This window comes from Marinoscillum sp. MHG1-6, assembly GCF_024714475.1.
Taxonomy (GTDB): Bacteria; Bacteroidota; Bacteroidia; order Cytophagales; family Cyclobacteriaceae; genus JAMZMI01.
The window spans coordinates 166,879-187,217 of the sequence record NZ_JAMZMI010000006.1 but is presented as its reverse complement, the minus strand read 5'-3'; the positions used below and the strand labels follow the sequence as shown (position 1 = coordinate 187,217).

At 42.8% G+C, this 20,339-nt stretch carries 12 protein-coding genes; 8 read left to right on the top strand and 4 right to left on the bottom strand.

All coding sequences use genetic code 11. The annotated features are described in order from the left end of the window. Positions 1–8: 8 nt before the first annotated feature. Positions 9–563: a YceI family protein gene (locus NXR94_RS14115; RefSeq protein WP_258105305.1), complete on the bottom strand. Its 555-nt coding sequence runs from the start codon at positions 561–563 to the stop codon at positions 9–11. A gap of 266 nt (positions 564–829) precedes the next feature. Here NXR94_RS14115 and fabF point away from each other — a divergent pair, with 266 nt between their 5' ends. Next, positions 830–2,077 (top strand): beta-ketoacyl-ACP synthase II, encoded by a 1,248-nt coding sequence (gene fabF / locus NXR94_RS14110; protein WP_258105304.1) that lies wholly within the window; start codon positions 830–832, stop codon positions 2,075–2,077. On the opposite strand, the gene NXR94_RS14105 is transcribed toward fabF, so the two are convergent. Genes NXR94_RS14105 through NXR94_RS14095 form a run of 3 tightly spaced genes read right to left on the bottom strand, consistent with a single transcriptional unit; the run spans position 2,074 to position 6,788 of the window. After that, positions 2,074–4,344, bottom strand: a complete 2,271-nt coding sequence (locus NXR94_RS14105; RefSeq protein WP_258105303.1) for a TonB-dependent receptor — start codon at positions 4,342–4,344, stop codon at positions 2,074–2,076. The two genes, fabF and NXR94_RS14105, sit on opposite strands and share 4 nt — an antisense overlap. A gap of 51 nt (positions 4,345–4,395) precedes the next feature. Beyond that, on the bottom strand, positions 4,396–4,788 hold the full coding sequence (locus NXR94_RS14100) for a DUF1987 domain-containing protein (protein ID WP_258105302.1): 393 nt from the start codon (positions 4,786–4,788) through the stop codon (positions 4,396–4,398). 23 nt (positions 4,789–4,811) lie between these two features. Next, positions 4,812–6,788: a T9SS type A sorting domain-containing protein gene (locus tag NXR94_RS14095; protein ID WP_258105301.1), complete on the bottom strand. Its 1,977-nt coding sequence runs from the start codon at positions 6,786–6,788 to the stop codon at positions 4,812–4,814. Positions 6,789–7,237: 449 nt separating this feature from the next. On the opposite strand from NXR94_RS14095, the gene NXR94_RS14090 reads away from it, so the two are divergent. The 7 genes from NXR94_RS14090 (at position 7,238) to NXR94_RS14060 (ending at position 20,268) form a co-directional block, all read left to right on the top strand. Then, positions 7,238–7,873 carry an RNA polymerase sigma factor gene (locus tag NXR94_RS14090; protein WP_258105300.1) on the top strand — a complete coding sequence of 212 codons (636 nt, stop codon included), beginning with the start codon at positions 7,238–7,240 and terminating at the stop codon, positions 7,871–7,873. 202 nt (positions 7,874–8,075) lie between these two features. Further along, on the top strand, positions 8,076–9,068 hold the full coding sequence (locus tag NXR94_RS14085) for a FecR family protein (RefSeq protein ID WP_258105299.1): 993 nt from the start codon (positions 8,076–8,078) through the stop codon (positions 9,066–9,068). Between the two features lie 100 nt (positions 9,069–9,168). Then, the gene (locus NXR94_RS14080; protein ID WP_258105298.1) at positions 9,169–12,711 is read left to right on the top strand and encodes a TonB-dependent receptor; all 3,543 of its coding nucleotides are present in this window, start codon (positions 9,169–9,171) and stop codon (positions 12,709–12,711) included. Positions 12,712–12,729: 18 nt separating this feature from the next. Then, complete coding sequence (locus NXR94_RS14075; RefSeq protein WP_258105297.1) at positions 12,730–14,517, top strand: RagB/SusD family nutrient uptake outer membrane protein; 1,788 nt, start codon at positions 12,730–12,732, stop codon at positions 14,515–14,517. 12 nt (positions 14,518–14,529) lie between these two features. Continuing rightward, positions 14,530–16,083, top strand: coding sequence for a DUF5123 domain-containing protein (locus NXR94_RS14070; RefSeq protein ID WP_258105296.1), 1,554 nt, complete (start codon positions 14,530–14,532; stop codon positions 16,081–16,083). Between the two features lie 141 nt (positions 16,084–16,224). Beyond that, positions 16,225–18,825: a T9SS type A sorting domain-containing protein gene (locus NXR94_RS14065; protein WP_258105295.1), complete on the top strand. Its 2,601-nt coding sequence runs from the start codon at positions 16,225–16,227 to the stop codon at positions 18,823–18,825. A 135-nt stretch (positions 18,826–18,960) separates the two neighbouring features. Then, the gene (locus NXR94_RS14060; protein ID WP_258105294.1) at positions 18,961–20,268 is read left to right on the top strand and encodes a polysaccharide lyase family 1 protein; all 1,308 of its coding nucleotides are present in this window, start codon (positions 18,961–18,963) and stop codon (positions 20,266–20,268) included. Positions 20,269–20,339: the final 71 nt, after the last annotated feature.

Sequence of the window (20,339 nt, the reverse complement as noted above, 5' to 3'; positions counted from 1 at the left end):
GTATTTAATTAGTTCTTTTTGAGTTTGAATAGGTATTGGACGTTCACCTTATCTCCGGTAACCATAGTCCCAAACATTGCTGTAGGAGGGTCAACACCGTACTCTGACATGATGATATCCAGTGATCCGGAAACCGAAACCAGGTTGTCACCTAAATCAGTTAGTTTACTGTTGATTGAGATGGTCTTGGTTTTTCCGGCAATTTGAAGCTGGGCTTGTCCGCTGATGGTAGTTCCCTTGATTACAAGCGATTCTGCTTTAAGTGTAATGTGAGGGTACTTGTTAGCTTTTAGCGCTTCATGCGTCTTGTCGTCCATGATGGACTTTCCACTTTTGATTGATTTGGTTTGAATCAGGATCTGAAGGTTGGCAACCTTGTCCGCCTGAATGTCTCCTGTTACATCAAATGAAGTGGCTTCTTCCTCCCAGTCATGCAGGGAGCTCGTTCCTGTGATTTTGATTTCTGACCCGTCTTTCACCGGAGAAAGACTTTGCATCCCCAATAATGGAGCGGTAGCCAGGGCTACCAGTAGGATCATGCTGTGTTTTTTAAGAGTTCTCATTTCTCGTGATCGTTGATCTTTAATTGTGAATGCAAGTTGGGGGCGGATTGATGCCTACCACATGACGTTAGTGAGTACGAGAGATGATTTGTGATATGTCCACAACTGACAAATGCTAGCACCTGTCGATAGAAATTGGAAATATGTGTGGTTTTGCGGTCTTCCGATTTTATTATAAAAGCGCTAGGAAGTAGTTTAGCAGATTCAAATGAAGGACACATCTGCGTGGAATCAGTAGATTACTTAGGTGTGGAACGAAAAACACTATGAGAGAAAGAAGAGTAGTAGTAACCGGAATGGGGGCTCTGTCTCCTATTGGAAATAATCTAAACGACTTTTGGACAAACCTCGTGGCAGGTAAGTCTGGAGCTGCACCCATTACCTATTTCGATACTACCCATCATAAAACCAAGTTTGCCTGTGAACTTAAAGGTTTTGAGGTAACCGATCATCTGGACAGAAAAGAGATCAGAACAAATGATCCTTATGTTCAGTATGCACTGGTGGCCGTAGAGGAAGCCTTGCAAGATGCCGGGCTGGATTTGGGAAAAATAGATGCTTTTCGTGCTGGAGTTATCTGGGGATCAGGCAATGGTGGAATTCAAAGTTTCCACAATGAAATCTCCGACTATGCTACCGGCGACGGTGTTCCAAGGTTCAACCCTTACTTCGTTCCAAAAATTCTGGTCAATATGGCATCCGGGATCATATCTATTAAATACGGACTTAAAGGAGTGACTTATACACCCGTTTCTGCATGCGCAACTTCTAATACTGCGCTTATCGAAGCTTTCAACCATATAAGATGGGGTAAAGCAGATATGATTGTGTCGGGAGGGTCAGATGCGGTGATCAATGCTTCAGGTATCGCAGGGTTTAACGCCAGTAAGGCTCTATCTACCAGGAATGATGACCCGGCGACAGCAAGTCGACCTTTCGATAAGGACAGAGATGGATTTGTTATGGGAGAAGGAGCAGGCGCTATTATTCTGGAGGAATTGGAACATGCCCTGGCACGTGGAGCAAAAATCTATGCGGAAATCGGAGGAGGAGCAATGACATCAGATGCCTATCACCTTACTGCCACTCATCCGGACGGGGAGGGTGCTACCAGGGGGATGCAGCTAGCCATGGAAGAAGCAGAAGTATCCACTGGAGATATTGATTATGTAAACATGCATGCGACTTCTACTCCACTGGGAGATGTGAGCGAGCTCAAAGCGATCAAAAAGGTGTTTTCAGAAAAGTCGCCGAAACTAAGTGCGACCAAATCGATGACAGGACATTTGTTGGGAGCCGCTGGTGCCATAGAAGCGGTGGCCTGCATTATGGCCGTAAAGGATGACATCGTCCCACCAACCATCAACACAACTGCGTTAGATGAAAATGTGCCGGAGGGATTAGATATTGTGATCGGCGAAGCTCAGAAAAAGGAGATCAACGTAGCGATGAGCAACACCTTTGGATTTGGTGGTCACAACGCTATTACGGTATTCAAAAAGTTCAGGGATTAATTCACGATAGATCTGAACCTGTACTTTAGGTTGATTCCGGCGTAATAATTCCTTGGTAATCCCGGGTAATAATACCTGCCTGTAAATGAATTAATCAAAAGCATGGAAGCATATTTTTCATCGAGGATATTGTTCAACCCGAAATACACCGAGTAGTCAAGTTTCCCAATGCTATTGGAATATCCAGCCCGTGCGTTTAATAACATGTATTCTTTTACGTAAAGCGAATTATCATCAGTGATAGGCATTTTACCTATATACTGGTAATTGACATTGGCATTGAACCCCTTGTCCCCTTTCAAATCCAATCCACCGGAGCTTTTGTATCTAGGAACGCCGGTCAGACGGTTTCCTGAGAAGTCTTCGCCATCGTCGACAAAATCATCGAATTGATAATGCATCCATGATCCTGCACCCCAAACATTAAGTGCAGTATTTTTGAACTGAGCTAAAAGAAAGTTTGCGGAAGCCTCAATTCCCCTATGAGTATTGTGTCCGGCGTTGACACCGATGTATTGATCTTCCGGCGTGCGACGCGCAACCAGAAGGTTTTTGATACTCATATGAAATAAGGAAAAGTCATAACTGAGTCTGGACTTGTTGCCTCGAAGTCCGGTTTCCAGGTTCCATCCGGTTTCAGGAGCTATCTCCTGGTTCACCGAGCCATCTGGGTATAGGGTTTGCTCAAGGTTTGGTGTGGAAAATCCATGGCTGAGATTTACGTAGGTGTTGAGTGAGGGAAGCGTTTGATGGACCACTCCTAACCTAGGAGATATAATAGGTTTGTAATTATAGGCGCCCGACAAATTGGTTTCGTCAGTTCTGAAAGGGTCTTGCAATTCATATCTTGTGAAATTCACATTCGCTCCCGCTTCAATATTTATTTTCTCCGTAGGGTGAATGTTGATTTGAGAAAACATATTAAGAAATGAACGGTGTTCTTCGATTTCATTGATAAGGCCCCCTTGCACGCTACCGTTACTTGTTGGGCTGTGTAAGTTCTCGTAGGTCGAGAAACTCAGGTGATCCTTAAACCACTCAAAACCTCCATTGAAAGACCAAAACCTACTTCGGTAATGCGCAACCGTTCTGGTGCCATAGGCAAATAGTTCATCATCCATGATGTTCACGGGTCGCGGTGCGGGTTCGTAGGCTTCTCTGGTTTGGATATTTAGAGAGTGTGAAAGTCTCCAGTTTTTACCGATGGTATAGTGATAGGACAAACCAGAGATTAGCTTTTGATAATCTTCATATCCCCGAGCTTCATTCCAGTTACTTGCTGCGGAGCTGGGTGAGCTCTTATAATCATCAAAGGAAAGGGAGCTGGGTATCTCACTTCGAAGGTCTGTATAAATGCTGATGAAATTGAAGTAACTATCATTATTCAGGTAATATCTGCCTGTAATGCCGGTTTGGGCCTTATTGTATTCGTTATTCGCACGGTAACCCTCACTGGTGGTTTCGGTATGGATGAGGTTTAGCGATAGTTTGTCATTATGCTCTGCAACACCAGTAAGCCATCTCACGGTACCGAAAGAACCCATGGTGACGCTACTTTCAAGAGAAGTGTTTCCGTAGGCTGGTCGGTTGCTTCTAATCTGGACCACACCTCCAAGGCCACTACCATAAAGGCTTGAGTTGGGGCCTTTGATGATTTCTAGTCGCTCAATAAAAGCCTGGTCCAGGTCTTCAATCGTAGAGTTGCCACTTCCATCAGTCAAAGGAATCTGATCATAGTAAGCTCTTATTTTGTCCGTGGCAAAGAGGCTTCTTGATCCCATGCCCCGTATCGTAATACGATTGGTGTTCAACGTTCCGGAGTGCATGTACACACCTGGCGTGCGGTTCAGGCTATGGTTTATGCTGTAAGGTGCATCACGTTGCAGGTGGGAAGGGGTGATGATATCTACGGTCATGCTGCTTTCTTTGACTACTTCGTCCACATATCCAGCGGAAATCACCACTTCATCCAATTCGGTGTCGGAGGCACTCAACGCAATGCGTACAGTTTGATTCGGACGCTTAACCGCAACGGATATACTTTCATACCCCAAATGCTTAATTTGAATGGGGTTGTTAAGGTCTTCTAATGCAAGACCGAAATGGCCAGTGGCATCCGTGATAGTATTGGCCGAAGTAGAAGTAACCACCGCTCCGGCAAGTGGTGTTCCATTGCTTGCATCTACTACAATACCTTGTAGGTTTACCTGAGCGTGGAGGGCAACCGAAAACAATAAAAAAAGTGAAATTAAAGCGTACCTTGTCATGACCTAAGTTGTTCATGCGAAGGTAACGCTTTTGCTATTTTCTCCTTAGACTTACCCTTCGTCCTCGCCTGAAATAATTTTAATATTAAACTCCAGGTCTACCATGTCTTGAAAATCAAGGCCAGTTTCTTCCATGTCCTCGTCATCCTCATCTACAATCCAATTGATCGTAATCCCAATGCCTGCTTCATTTAACTTTTTAAGTTCCTTAATGATCAAGAAGATACATCTGGCGGAACTGGTGTTAAAATATTCATATTGGAAGTTGGCTGTGATGTGATCTTTACCCTCACCTGCAAATTTTGCAACCGTATCAATTATAGGCTGATAGAATTCCAGGGTGTTCTCCGGGCTTGAACGACCACTGATGTCTAGGACACCTTCATCGAAGCTGATTCTGACGAAGGGTGTCGAGGTGGTAGGAGTGCATCTAAAATTGTCCATATTATTAATTGTGTTATGATATGTTAATTGACCACTAGTTTTTTTCTCAACACTCCCGAATTAGTCCCGACTTCAATGATGTACAGCCCTTTTGTAAGGTTGAGTTTGATATTTGTCCTCTTTTCATCTTTTAAAATCTCCGAGTATACTTTTTGGCCAGTCTGATTCCAGATATCAACGCAATTGATTTGAGTTGTTTCTCGGGCTTGAAGCCATAAACAGTTACCAGGAAGAGGATTGGGGTGGATGATTATATCATTGGCTTCAACATCACTGTTCAATACCAATTCGATAATGAGTGTTCCTGTAAAGTTAGCATTGGTCTGGCTGCCGATGGTGGTAACTGTGTAAATAAATGTTCCTTCTTCCGATGGGGTTCCACTGATGGTAATTTGATCGTTGGTTTGATCTAAGGTGGCTATTAAACCCTGCGGCAGGCCAGTGACTACTGCACTGTAAGCATTTTCCCATGAGAAAATAATATTGACAATAGGATCACCAAGTTCTACGTACTGACTCGTGTCTCCCGGGTTGTCTGCAATAAGTATGGCGGCTTCAGCAATGGTCTCAATATCCTCATAATTGGACAAGCCATCTGCAAGCTGAGCAGCGGTGATATTAGTCACCAGGCTGTTGATATAGACCTCAATATTGGTGTAAAATCCACTTAGATCATAATCATTATTATCTGATGCACTGTTTTTATCAAGACCATTAGCATCCTCCCAGTCATCAGGCATACCATCATTGTCTGAATCTGTCGGGACCGTAGAGCTGTTGTAGGTAGGCCAGCCGCCTACATCGGATTGTGTATCAATCAATCCCGGTTTGGTTGCTCCCGTGGTGGATCCTAAGTAGGTATATGTGCCATTCAGAACTTCATTTGTAATTCTTGTATCGTGACTGTCACGACTAAGGCTTGCTCCGGCATAATCCAGAACTCTTGAAAATGCATCTGCAGCCGTATGGGTTGAGATTTGACCCTCATCGAATTCGGTATCCGACTTTAACTCCTCCTTGCTTTTAGTGCCGGGATTAGGATCGATACCGGCCCAGTTGTCATTGGTGACGGTAGTGCTGCCATTCATATAATTTCCATCTACGTAAAAGGTTCCCCAGACACCAGCAGGTTGGGTGTTGGTGCCTCCATCTGCATTTGGTGAGAATATGCGGTCTCTGACCCCAGGGCTGGTAGCCGCACCGGGTTTGTAGTAATTATTAACGAAGTTGAAACTTCCACCTTCACCAGCATAACCGCTGTTTCCTCCCCAGTTGTAAATGACGTTGTTTCTAAAATCAACCAATTCCAGGTCTGGTAGGTTGGAATATCTGCTCCCATTCATTCGTGGATTTCTACTGTCGTGATGCGCTAGCAGGTTGTGATGAAAGCTGGCTTTCTTGCCACCCCAAATACCACCATAACCGTGAGTTCCTTTATCATGGACCGACACCCTTAGGCTTTCTGATAAGATACACCACTGCATGGTGAAATTTTCATTATCGTAAAACGAGGCGCATTCATCTGTGCTCCAGCTCATGGTGCAATGGTCCAGAATAATGTTTTTTCTGTTTCTGCCCCACATCGCGTCTCCTTCGTTAGCCGCTTCATCTCCCATGCGGGATCGGAGGTACCGAATAATGACATTGTCTGCGTCGACTTGCAATGAGTAGTTTTTTAGACAGATGCCATCGCCGGGGGCTGTCTGGCCTGCAATGGTGAGGTTGCCATTGGTGATTCTCAGGTTGCTGTTAAGTGAAATGATTCCCGATACCTTAAAGACAATTATTCTGGGGCCTCTGGTACCGATGGCAGCCCGCAAGCTACCTGACCCCGAATCATTAAGGTTGGTTACATAGATAACCTGACCACCTCTACCACCAGTTGTGAATCGTCCGTGTCCTTCCGCTCCGGGGAAAGCAATGGCGGTTGTATTTTGTATTTGTGCAAAAGCTGTTGCAATAAAGCAAACGATTGCATAGCTTAAAATTATTCGTTTCATTTGTATATGTTCAACTTGACAAAATCATCTTTTTAGATGGATTTGATCGACTAAAAAAGTGTGTTAATCAAATAGTGTGTTGATCATTAGGATGCTACACTATTTATTGAATTAGTTGGAAGGATTTGCGAATTCGAACACTAAAGTTAATGAGGTTTGCAATATTTTCAATAATGAATTGAAAAATAGAGAATCTTAAGACTTTGGTAGAGGTATAAAATCTTTGATGATGTGTTGAAATACTTAAAAAATTATTGAAACCCGATCTGTGAGAATATGATCACATTTTACTGTGATTGGACTTGAACTGAAAGGGTCATTAGTTTTTCAAATCTTTGAGGTGGAGTTTTCTTGTATTCAATTCGGTCAGGGGTTTTTCTGGAAAAACACTATAAAAATTGTAAATTGTACTTTTCCTTTGTTGTTGTAATTACACTTATTGTAATATTTTGAGCGCTAACCAACCATATGGCGAAAATCAAGTGATCTCCGAAGAAGTTTGGGTGAGTAAATTTGAGAAAGTCTATCGGCAATATTTCGATAGACTCTATGCATATGCTCGGGTGATTTGCAAATCTCAGCCTCTGGCAAAAGATGTCGTTTCTGATTTCTTTTTTAATCTCTATAAGAACAAGGTTGCCTTTGAATCCATCAAAAACCTGGAAGTTTATCTGTTTGTTTCGATCAAAAATCAGGCAGTTCAGGCATGCTTAAGGGATAATAAGGAGTTGAAGCAAGAAAACGAAGAGGTCTTTCGACAAATGGTGGATCACATCAATCCTGAAGAATTGTTGCTCGAAAAAGAGCTGAAGAAAGAGCTGGATAGACTCATTAACGAATTGCCTGACCAGTGTCAGCTGGTTTTTAGAATGGCAAAGGAGAAAGGTCTTAAATATCAGGAAATTGCTGATGAGCTTGGAATAGGTGTGGAAACTGTTAAAAGTCAGCTTAAGAAAGCTCAAAGCAATTTGCGATCTAAGATTATAGACTTCTATTTGGATCGTACTGATGCCGTATTCCCGGACGTTAGGCTAATTGGACAGTTTCTGATTGCAATAGGGCTCCAGACAGGAGAGCTGATGTAATCCATCCTGACGAGTGATTATTTCCTTTTCTTGTTACGAAAAAAAAATGTGAATATATCAGTGAATTGAGCTCACCATTGGTAATTCAATAAATAATAACCTCATTTTTTTGTAAAAATTATAAATATTTTCTTTTCGTCCCCCCATCACCACCTCAGGTCACTCCTATATATGAATTCGATGCAATCGTTTGCTTATTCTTATGGAAGAAATCATATATAAATACATCAATGGTGAACTGAGCGAAGGCGAGTGGAAGAAGCTACAAGGTTGGCTTGAAGAGCATCCGGAAAATAAAAGGGCTGTTTTTCGCCTGCTTGCTTATTCCCAGAACATAGCTGAGGAAACGGATCACATACGTGAGGTCATATGGAATGAGCTTAACGCGAATTTCAGTCAGGATAAGATAAAAAAGCCTAAATCAAAAGGGATTCAATTATGGCCGCTACTCAGAATAGCCGCGGTATTGCTCGTTGTCACGGGAATAGGCTTTGCGCTCTTCCAGTCTATGAATTCTAAGACAAATAAGGATTTAGTAATGAGCAAGGTGGAAAGTACTTCGCCGGGTCAAAAGAAACGAGCTACGTTGCCGGATGGTTCAAAGGTTGTATTGAATGCCGGAAGTAAGTTGATGGTGCATGAATTTTTTGTGGACGGGAAAAGAGAAGTTACGCTTGAGGGTGAAGCTTTTTTTGATGTGGTTCGGGATGAATCTAAACCCTTTATCATCAAGGCCGGCGCTATTGAGGTAGAGGTACTGGGAACCTCATTTGGGGTCAAATCTTATCAGGATGATGCGGGGGTGGCTGTATCAGTGGCTAGTGGAAAGGTGAAGGTTTCAGGTAACGATCAACACGAGATTATTGAGCCGGGAGAAAGGGTCAACTATGAGAAAGGAACAGGCATGTTGATGAGAGACACTTTTGATCAGGAAAAGGCCTTTGGCTGGATGTCTAATCTTCTGGTGTTTAGCGGAGAGCGGTTGCCTGAAGTTTTCAAGTTATTAGCGCTCTACTATGGGGTTGATATATCCTATGATAAAGCTGAATTCAGCAACAATAAAGGGTTCTCGGGAAAATTTAATAACGCAAATCTTAAAGAGGTATTAGAAGGACTCTCATATATATACGGATTCGATTATCAGATTAAAGATAACGCAGTTAAAATCAAGAAAAACCCAAAAAGAAATGGATAGCAGCTAGTAAAAAAGCCCAGTGGTACTAACCCCATCGCCAAATGTTGATTAGTACTCTGGGCCTCAAGTAGTTTGATATTTACATACCAAAACATCTATTATGAAAACAAACCTACTAAATACATTAGTTAAAATGACTAAGTATATGTTTTATTGCCTCGTTTTGCAGAGCACGCTGTGCTCCTGGGCGGTAACGCATACGTCGGAAGCTCAGGGTAAGAAACTGAGTGAGATTGAAGTGAAGATTGGTTTTTCAGATCTTGAGCTTCAGGAAGCATTTACCCAAATCGAAAGAAATTCAGATTTTGTTTTTGCCTATGTGATTGACGACCTGCCAGATGTAAAGGTCAATGTCACTAAGGATCAGCGTACCCTCATGGATATGTTACTTTCCATTGCTGATCAGGCAGATTTGTCATTCCGACGTGTAAATGAAACCATTTTTGTAAAGCAGGATGTCAGGCACAAGTTGCCAAAGGTGGAGGACGTCGTGAAGGAACAAGATCCTATCAAAATTCAAGGAAAAGTCACTGATGAAAATGGTGAAGGAATGCCTGGTGTGACCATTCAGGTACAGGGAACCACTGATGGAACGATTACAGATTTTGATGGAAATTTTACCATCATGGCCGAGGAAGATGCCATTCTCGTCTTTTCATTTGTTGGTTATTTGAGCAAAGAATTACCAGTTAATAGTCGGACTCAAATCGCGATCAGCCTGGAGCCGGATGTGCAGGCCCTTGAGGAAGTCGTTGTGGTAGGATATGGTACTCAGAAGAAATCAAACCTTACTGGATCGGTTGTTTCTGTGACAGGAGATGCTTTGAAAAAAGTCCCGGTTTCGACGGTGGCGGAGTCATTGACCGGTAGATTGGCGGGGGTTCAGATTACAACCACGGAAGGTTCCCCGGATGCCGAAGTTAAGATTCGGGTAAGAGGAGGGGCTTCCCTTACACAAAGTAGTAATCCATTGTTTATTGTGGATGGTTTTCCGGTAAGTACGATTTCGGACCTTTCTCCATCCGATATTGAGTCGATAGATGTTTTGAAGGATGCTTCTTCTACCGCTATTTATGGTTCAAGGGGGGCAAATGGTGTGGTTATCATAACCACTAAGAGTGGTAGAAAAGGTGAAGTATCTGTAAACTATAACACCTTTTATGCTGTCAAGAAAATCGCTAAAACCCTGGATGTTCTTGATCCAGGAGATTATGCTCGCTGGCATTATGAATTAGGGGTTTTGAGAGCGGAAGATGAAGGTCCGGATGCAGACTTATCTTATTATGAAGATTATTTTGGCCTTTTCGGAGACCTGGGGCTATATGAAGGTCAACCGGCCAATGACTGGCAAAGACAAATTTACGGTCGTACCGGAACCACATTCAGTAATGATTTGAGTATTCGGGGCGGAACCGAGAAGTCTAACTTCTCTCTGAACTTTGCTCGATTTGACGACAAAGCGATCATGATTGGATCGGATTATGTCAGAAACAACATCACTTTTAAACTGAACAACAAGCTAGGTGATAAGGCTGACCTCAGCTTTTCTTTAAGATACTCTGATACAGAGATAAATGGCGGGGGAGCAAATGAGCAGAATGAAGTGTCTTCTGCCGATTCCAGATTGAAACATGCGATACAATTTGCGCCAATTCCGCTGGAAGGAGTTAGTCTATCAGATGATACCAATGAACAAACCGCAAGCGATCTTGTCAATCCAATCAGATCCACATATGATAATTCTCGTCTTCAGGAGCGTGGCAATTACAATATATCAGGTAGGTTTTCTTATCGCATTATTGACCCATTACAGGTATCTACTTCTTTTACGGTAGATAATTACAGTCGATTGGATAATCGATTTTATGGGGTAACAACCTATAAAGCCAGAGACCGGTCTCCTGCATTTCCTAACCTACCTTCAGCGGTATTTACTGATGATAAGGAGCTGCGATTAAGGAGTACAAACCTGATCAATTATGATGCCCTGAAAAGTGAGACGCACAATGTGAAGGTCATGCTTGGTCAGGAAGTGTTGTTTACCCAATCATCAGAGTTGGAGTATGAAATACAAGGATACCCGGCATTGTTTTCAGCAGAGGATGCTTTCAAACTGACCACTCAGGGTACCCCAATTACGGCGGACAACTTCCAGAGTGCCGATGATAAGCTGGTGTCCTTTTTTACCCGTGTCAACTATGATTACATGGACAGGTATCTCCTGACGGCCGTTTACAGAATTGATGGTTCAAGTAGGTTTAGAGGTAATAATGTCTGGGGCTTTTTTCCATCTGTTTCTGGTGGATGGAAGATTTCAGAAGAAAGTTTTATGGCTGGAACCTCTGCATGGATGAACCTGTTGAAGCTGCGTGCAAGCTACGGGGTGGCGGGTAATAATAATATACCTACTGCTCAGACCGAGCAGGTGTTCCTTTCAAGTAATACCAACTATTTGAATGATATATCCAGCATTTGGGCACCCGCTACTACGCTGGCCAATTCAGACTTGAAATGGGAGACAACAGAAACTAAAAATATTGGATTAGACTTTGGTTTACTGACTGGCAGGGTCAATGGTACCGTAGAGCTTTACCAAAATAACACACGTGATTTATTGGTTCGTTTTCCTTTGGCAGGAGCCTACGCCGATCAATATAGAAATATTGGTGAAACAGAGAATAAGGGAGTGGAATTATCTCTTGGGGTGATCGCAATTGATGAGCGCGATTATGGAGTGAGTGCCAATTTCAACATAGCCTTCAATAAAAACTCAATTAAATCGCTTGGTACCCTCGATGAGATATTAGGGCCTCCGGTTACTACTGGCTGGGCTTCCACTCAGATAGCACAGGATTACTTAGCAAGAGTTGGTGGGTCAATTGGTGAAATGTACGGTTATGTGTCTGATGGCCGCTACGAGGTGGATGACTTTGATTACGATGCCGCAAACGATGAATGGATTTTGAAGGAAGGAGTGGCTAACCCTGATGAGCTTTATACAGCCCGTCCGGGAGCTATGAAATTGCTGGATTTGGATGGTAATGACTCTATCACTCTGGCAGATAGGAAAATCATTGGAAATGCAAATCCTAAGCATACGGGAGGTGTTGTTATCAATGCCTATGCCTATGGATTTGACCTGACTGCTGCATTTAACTGGAGTGTTGGTAATGATATTTACAATGCCAATAAGGTCGAGTTTACTTCTGCCAATGAAAATAACAATTACCGAAATCTAATTGATATCCAGGAGCAGGGTAAGCGTTGGACAAATATTGATTGGAACACGGGAGAGTTAATTAGGAATCCGGCTCAACTCGCAGCGGTAAATGCAAATACCACAATGTGGAGTCCGTATATCGATAAGTACATTTTCAGTGATTGGGCGGTAGAGGATGGTTCCTTCTTGAGATTGAACACTCTGACCCTCGGATACACTGTTCCGAAGGCCTTAAGTCAACGCGCGAGAATTGATAATCTCAGGTTTTATGTGACGGGCTACAACCTGTTTATTCTTACCGATTATTCAGGGTTTGATCCTGAAGTTTCCACACGAAGAAAGACTCCGCTTACTCCCGGGGTTGATTATTCTGCCTATCCACGAAGCAGGCAATTTACCGTAGGAATGAACCTTACATTTTAATCCAAAATGAGACTGAAAATGAAAAAGATATTAAACATAGCATTAGCGAGTGTTCTGATGATTGGTGTAAGTACATCTTGTGAGGAATTCCTGGAAGCACCAGCCAAGTCCACTCTTGACGAATCAAAAATATTCTCAGTATATGCTCTCGCAAAAAGTGCCGTAGATGGTATCAAGGAGCCCATGGGACAGACCAATTCCTACAGGGGACGCTTTTTGCCCTGGTATGGAATGAATACTGATATTGAATGGAATAACAGTTCCAGTAACGCAGACGATAACTACGATCTGGTCAAATATTCTGCACAGCCGGATAATGATCAGATGAATACCACCAACAATGCCTGGGCCATGATGTATACGGGTATAGAGCGTGCTAATTTGTGCATTAGAGGTTTGCGTGCTTATGGGGATATTGAAAATGATCCCGAGATGGCTCACTTACTTGGTGAAGCCCTTACTTTAAGAGCGGTTTACTACGCCGACCTTGTGAAAAGCTGGGGCGATGTGCCTGCCAGTTTTGAGCCGATCACTCCTGAGACCATCTATCTCCCGCGTTCTAGCAGGGATGTGATTTACAAACAATTATTAGCTGATTTGGAGGAGGCAGCAACGCTGGTTCCATGGCCAAATGAAACTTCCAATACTGCTACGGTGGAAAGAGTCAATAAGGCCTTTGTGAAGGGGCTTAGAGCTCGATTGGCTTTAGCTGCTGGTGGATATTCACAATATGGTGATGGGGTAAGGCTGAGTAATGATCCCGAGCTTGCCAGAGCTGATATGTATGCTATTGCTTTACAGGAATGCAAAGATGTCATAGAAAGTGGTACCGCTCAATTGGAGTCATCCTTTGAAGATCTTTGGAGGAATTTTAGTAACGATCAGATTGAAGCAGGAAGAGAGTCTCTTTGGGAAATTCCATTCGCCGACGGTCGTGGTCGATGGATGTTCACATTTGCTGTCAGGCATGAAAGTATAGATAAATACACAGGGCAGGCTCGTGGAGGGCAGGGTGGTCCGGTTCCTCACATGTTCTATGATTATGATGCTGCAGATACTCGGAGGGATGTTACCTGTGTGCCCTACAGATGGAAAGATGTGAGCCCGGCAACGGACGTAGCTCAGCAGGAACTTACAGGAATTAATGAATGGATGTTTGGCAAGTATCGCTATGAATGGAAGTCCAGGTATGTCACAGCTTCAAATGATGATGGTACCAACTACATGTACATGCGCTACGCAGAAATTTTGCTTATGGCTGCAGAAGCGGCTTATGAACTCGAAGGTGCGGATGCGGCCAAGCCTTATCTGAAAGAAATCAGAAAAAGGGCCTTCAATTCAACCGATTGGGCCACCAAGGTGGATGCATACATTGATGGTTTGTCCGGAACTGCGGTTTTTGATGCCATTGTGGAAGAGCACAAGCTGGAGTTCTGTGGAGAAATGCTACGTAAGCAAGCCTTGATCAGATGGAACCTGTTGGGTACGAAACTGGCAGAAGCCAAAGCAAAAATGTATGACTTGAGAAGTAGATCAGGTGACTATTCAGATGTGTCATCAATACTTTACTATCGACTTGCCGCGGACAACGAAACGTTAGAGTTCTACGGTCTGGAGCGTGGTGAAACCGATGATAAGTCAGCAGAATACAGTGATAATATGTCCTGGGCAGACCCGGGAGAACTGGAAGACGATAAAGTAGAAGGACTATATGTCGGAAATCCGGATGCGAATCAATACTGGCCTATCTGGCAAGTGTTTATTGATGGAAGCAATGGCATGTTAACCAATGAATTACTGAATTAAAAAAGAATGAATATGTATACTACAATAAAGAAATTTACAGGAATCCTGTTTGGTGTGCTGTTCATTTTGCTCACAGCATGCGATGATGATATTGATCCTGTCATTACAGATCTTACGGTATCCAGAGCTTTTGCTCCGGTAGGCCTTGAGGCCAGGGTTCGTAACCAAATTGATATTGAACTGAGCTGGACGGCAGATGCCAGGGTTAATCAATATGTTATTGAGTTTTTTCAGGATAGCCTCGAGTTTTCAGGAGATCCGGTAGCTACTGGAGTGATCGAAGAGGTTGATATTCCTGTTTCCGGGGAAATTACGTTTACGGAGACACTTAATGGAGACACTCGCTATTCGGCCAGGGTGAAGGCTGTAGTTGACGGCATTGAGGAATCAAACTGGGCTGAAATAACTGCCAGGACCTCTCCGGAGCAACTGTTTTTCCCACTTCCAGGACCCAATGTGCAGGATACTTATGCAAAGCTACTTTGGGAGGCTAACAGTGAGGTAACCCATTTTTTGGTGACTCCGGGTAATTTATTGGTTCAGATTTCCAATACCGAGAAGCTGAACGGAGAAGCGACACTGGAGGGCCTTTCTGGGGCTACGGATTATACCGTTTCAATATACAACGGGAGCGATAAGAGGGGTACGGTGGAGTTTTCCACTTTGAAAGAATATAATGTAACACCTCTGGATGATTTGGCGGCTAAGATTGATGCGGCAGCAGAAGGGGATACTTTAATTCTTGCAGAAGGGATGTATGATATTGGGAGTTATATTCTTGCCAAGTCCATTGTGATAGAAGGGCAGAAATCTTACGATAAGCCTGTTATAACTGGTCAGTTCCAGGTTGAAACGACAATTGCTTCGATTGGTTTAGTGCTCCTTGATATGCGAGGAGAAAATAACTATAATCAAGTGTTCAACGTTACTGCAGCCACCGGGAATCCCGTGAAATTGGTTTTTGATAGATGCGAGATCAGCGGATACAAAAATAACATCCTGTACAATCAGGGGTCTGGGACCTATGGTGATGTGATTATGATCAACAGCTATGTATATGATATAGATGGTGGTGGAGGTGATGGTTTTGATATCAGAGGAGGAGCCTTTGGATCACTCACCGTAGAGAACTGTACATTTAGCAATGGCATTCGATCATTCTTACGTATGCAGGTTATCGCGGATGTGAAATTTAAGAATTGTACTTTTTACAAAGTATGTACTGTTGATAATAGTAATAATCGTGGTTTCTTTAGAATGTCCGCCGCGGGTAACTCCCTGGAAGTGAGCAATTGCTTGTTCGTTGATACGGGCTTTGAAAGCGCCACGAATGGCAATCTTGGAAACTGGACCAAATCAGGAGATGTTGCTCCTGAAGTGTCAACCACTTTCAAAAATAATTTTTATTACAATGCTTTTGCACTATTTGAAGGCCAATATTTGGCAGTAGATGTGGATGCGACAGAAGCTAATCCAGCATTTGTAGATGCTTCATCAGGTGATTTTACTGTAACCAATCAGGATATCATTGACGCGAATGTTGGTGATACTAAGTGGTTACAATAAAAAAATGTCAGATGGTAATTTAATGGGAATATGTCTCCATTTGTCTGGAGGCATATTCTAAAAACCGAAGAATGAAGAACAATCGTTTACATAACTTAATAAGCCGTCTGATTTTTAATATAAATTTTAAATCATCATTATATGAAAAAGATATATTCAATATTATTCCTTACACTACTTTGTGCTGTAGCTCAAGCGCAAGATTGGACAGTGTATGAAGCTGATGTTCATCCGGTGGACACTTTTGATCCTCCATTTGAGGTGTCAAATACAAGTGGGACGTACACGTTTGAAACTATAGTAGATCCATCTGACGCCGGTAATAACTTATTTAGTGTAAAAACTGATCTTTCTGCTTTGAATAAGGATAACGTACAGTTTAAACAATTTACAGGTTCTGACATGGCGACAGTAGTGCTAAAAGCTAGGACAGCGGATGCTGCAAAAGGAATGTTATTTGACATTGACTTTCGCAGTACTTCTTCTGCACGATTTGCCATTAAAGTGCTAAATGATGGTACTTATAAAATTGATAAAGGAGATAATGGGGTCGTGCCTGCTACTGGTGACTGGGGTTTCACAGCTACAGAATGGACCATCTTCAGGTTTACCAAAAATGGAGCTGATGTAAATGTTTATATCAATGAAGATAATACTCCTATCTATACTCTTCCTGCAGCTGGAGCAGCGGATGGAAGTGGATATTGGAGATTTGGTGATGGTTGGAGCAGTGAGAATATTGATACTCAGTTTGATTGGATCGCATGGGATACTACAGGTGCCTATTCACCTGCTGATCAGGCTCTTCCTGCAAGTATAGCTTTAAAAGCACCATTGGGAGATTGGATATCTTATGAAGCTGATGTACATCCAGTGGATACATTTGATCCTCCATTTGAGTTGTCTAATACGAGTGGGACATATACGTTTGAGACTATAGTTGATCCATCCGATGCCGGCAATAACTTACTTAGCGTTAAAACAGATCTTTCTGCTTTGAATAAGGATAACGTTCAATTTAAACAATTTACCAACTCTGACTCGGTTACTGTGGTTCTGAAGGCCAAGACTGTGGATGCTGAAAAGAACATGCTGTTTGATATAGATTTTCGAAGTACCTCATCTGCACGTTTTGCCATTAAAGTATTAAATGATGGTACTTATAAAATTGATAAAGGTGATGATGGCGTAGTGCCTGCTACTGGTGATTGGGGGTTTACAGCTACAGAATGGAATATATTTAGGTTTACAAAATATGGAGCTGATGTAAATGTTTATATCAATGAAGACAAGACTCCAATTTATACCCTTCCTGCCGCTGGAGCTGCAGATGGTAGCGGGTACTGGCGATTTGGAGATGGCTGGAGTAGTGAGAATATAGATACCCAGTTCGATTGGATTGTGTGGGATACAACTGGTGCGTACTCCCCGGGTGAAACTAGAATTCCAGATGCGTTGTCAGATGCTGCGTCAGCAGTGCCTACCATTAAAACACTTGGTTTACCTGATGCACTTTTTCAGGACCTGGGTTATGCTGCAGGTTACAGTGTATCCACATATAGCCTGACCGGTAAAGATCTTACTGCAGATGTGACCATTACGCCGGAAGGTAGTTTCGAGGTTTCATTAAATGAGATTGATTGGTTTACTTCTATTAATCCATTGATCGTATCTCAATCTTCAGGATCAATAAGTGCTACTTCTATATATGTCAGACTAAATGGTGATACGGAAGGAGAGGTGTCTGGAAATATCGTTCATACAAGCACCGATGCTGAAAATGATACGGTAGCAGTAAGTGGAACAATCGTGACATTAATTCCGGAAATTTCTCATACCGGAACACTGACAGATTTCACACAAAACTTGAGTAATCCATCTACAGGTCAGTCTTACCGGATATCCGGAACGAATCTGAAAGGAGATATTACCGTAACGGCTCCAAGCGACTTTGAGGTTTCTGCAGATGAGGGAACGTCCTGGTCGACGTCAGTAGCGCTTACTCCGGTGGAGCGTACCATTACGAATGCGCTTGTCTATGTACGATTAAATGCGTCTGCTTTAGGTTCCTATAGCGGAGAAGTCATACACAGTGCGACGGATGCTGATAATGATACCCTGGCTGTCGCCGGTGAAGTGATCCCTGATCCGGGTATGACGATTACAGGTGAATTAACAGCTTTCTCTCATTCATTGGGCAGTCCTTCTGCTTCTCAGTCCTATACCATAGCGGGAACTAACCTGGCCGGAAAAGTGGATATTAGCTTGCCGGAGGGATATGAAATCTCCTTCAATGATGAGCTTTGGCTTAAATCATTGGCGTTGGTGCCATCTGAAGGCACTTTGGCGACCACTACTATTTACATAAGATTAAATGGTCCGGCTGAAGGCAGCTACAACGGTGACATCGTGCACTCTAGTACGGGGGTTGACAATGTTTCAATTTCAGTGACAGGAACGACGGAAGCGGCTGCTGCCTTGAGCAATAATGATCTGGATGACTATGAATTTAGGATATGGCCAAATCCAGCAACTGATAAAGTAATTATCCTAACAAAAGGAGAGTTGAAAAAGGACCAATTGGTCATTTATACTCTGGATGGTTCAATGGTGAACGGGGTTCCAAAATTCATATCCAACAATCAGGTTGAAATTGATATTTCTGCTCTGGCTAAAGGTATTTATGTACTGGAGATAATGGTTGATGAAGAAAGCTTGAGCCAGAAGTTTATTAAAGAATAAAGGAATTCATTTATGGTTTAGTTTGGCAGGAACGCCTTTGAGGTGTTTCTGCCTTAATTTTTTTTAATAATTGCAATTGACTTGAGGAAGGCGAAATCAATAATAAGTTGGAGTGAATGGTGTTTTGGAGGTTGTATGAAGCTTGCCTTGGTAATCATCATTTTTCTGTTTGATTTGACGGTCGCTCAGTCTCAAGGTATCGCCTTTCCCGGAGCCGAAGGTTACGGAAGGTTAACGACCGGAGGAAGAGGGGGAAAAGTAATGATTGTAACCAATTTAGAGGATGAGGGTCCGGGTAGCCTCAGGGAGGCATTGAGAAAGAAATATCCCAGAATTGTGGTTTTTGCTATTTCCGGCACCATCGAACTCGAGTCAGATCTGGATATCAATCACGGTGACCTGACCATAGCCGGGCAAAGTGCTCCGGGTGATGGTATTACACTTAAAAACTACCCGATTAAGGTCAAAGGGAACAATGTCATCATCAGGTACATTCGATCGCGGATGGGTGATGAGAAGGGCGAACAGGATGATGCCATCACGGTCAAAAACCAGAAAAACGTCATCGTTGATCATTGTTCGTTTAGCTGGGCTACCGATGAATGTGCCTCTTTTTATGACAATGAAGAAATGACCGTGCAGTGGTGTATTATCTCCGAGAGCCTGAATAACTCTGTTCATAGCAAGGGAGCCCATGGCTACGGTGGGATTTGGGGAGGAATGAATGCCTCTTTTCATCATAATTTGTTCGCGCATCACCTTAGTAGAAACCCTCGTCTTCAGGGGGCCAGGTACCATAGGCAGCCCGAAAGAGAAATAGCAGATTTCAGAAATAATGTGATCTACAATTGGGGGGAAAACAATGTTTATGCAGGTGAAGAGGGGAATTATAACCTCATCAATAATTACTACAAAAGCGGACCGGGTACATCAAGCAAGAAGGACAAAATACTGGATCCTTACGAGCCCTATGGACAATTTTTCGTCGAGGGTAATATACTCGAAGAAGATAGCGAGGTCACGAATGATAATTGGGAAGGTGTTAAGATAGATGAGGATAAAAGGTTGTTAATCAGATTAGATAACCCTTTGGATGTTGCGGAGATCAGGACGCAACCTGCTGATGAAGCTTTTGAAGTTGTATTGAAAAATGTAGGAGCTAATTACTGTCAGGATGCCGTGGATAAAAGGGTAATTGAAGAGGTGAGGAAGGGAACTGCAACTTATGGAAATGGCATTATCGATAGCCAAAAGGATGTGGGAGGATGGCCTGTGCTAAAGTCGAAAATGGCACCAAAGGATGCTGATCAGGATGGCATGCCGGATAAATGGGAGAGGAAAAAGGGATTGAATGTGGATGGAGATGATAGTGCCGGTTATGATATGGATTCGGTTTACACCAATATCGAGGTTTACCTGAATGAATTAGTTAGTCAGGAGTAATGAGGGAAGAGGATATTCAGATGAAAATATGGTGGAAGCGTGGGCCTTCCAATTAGACAAGTTTTTAGAGA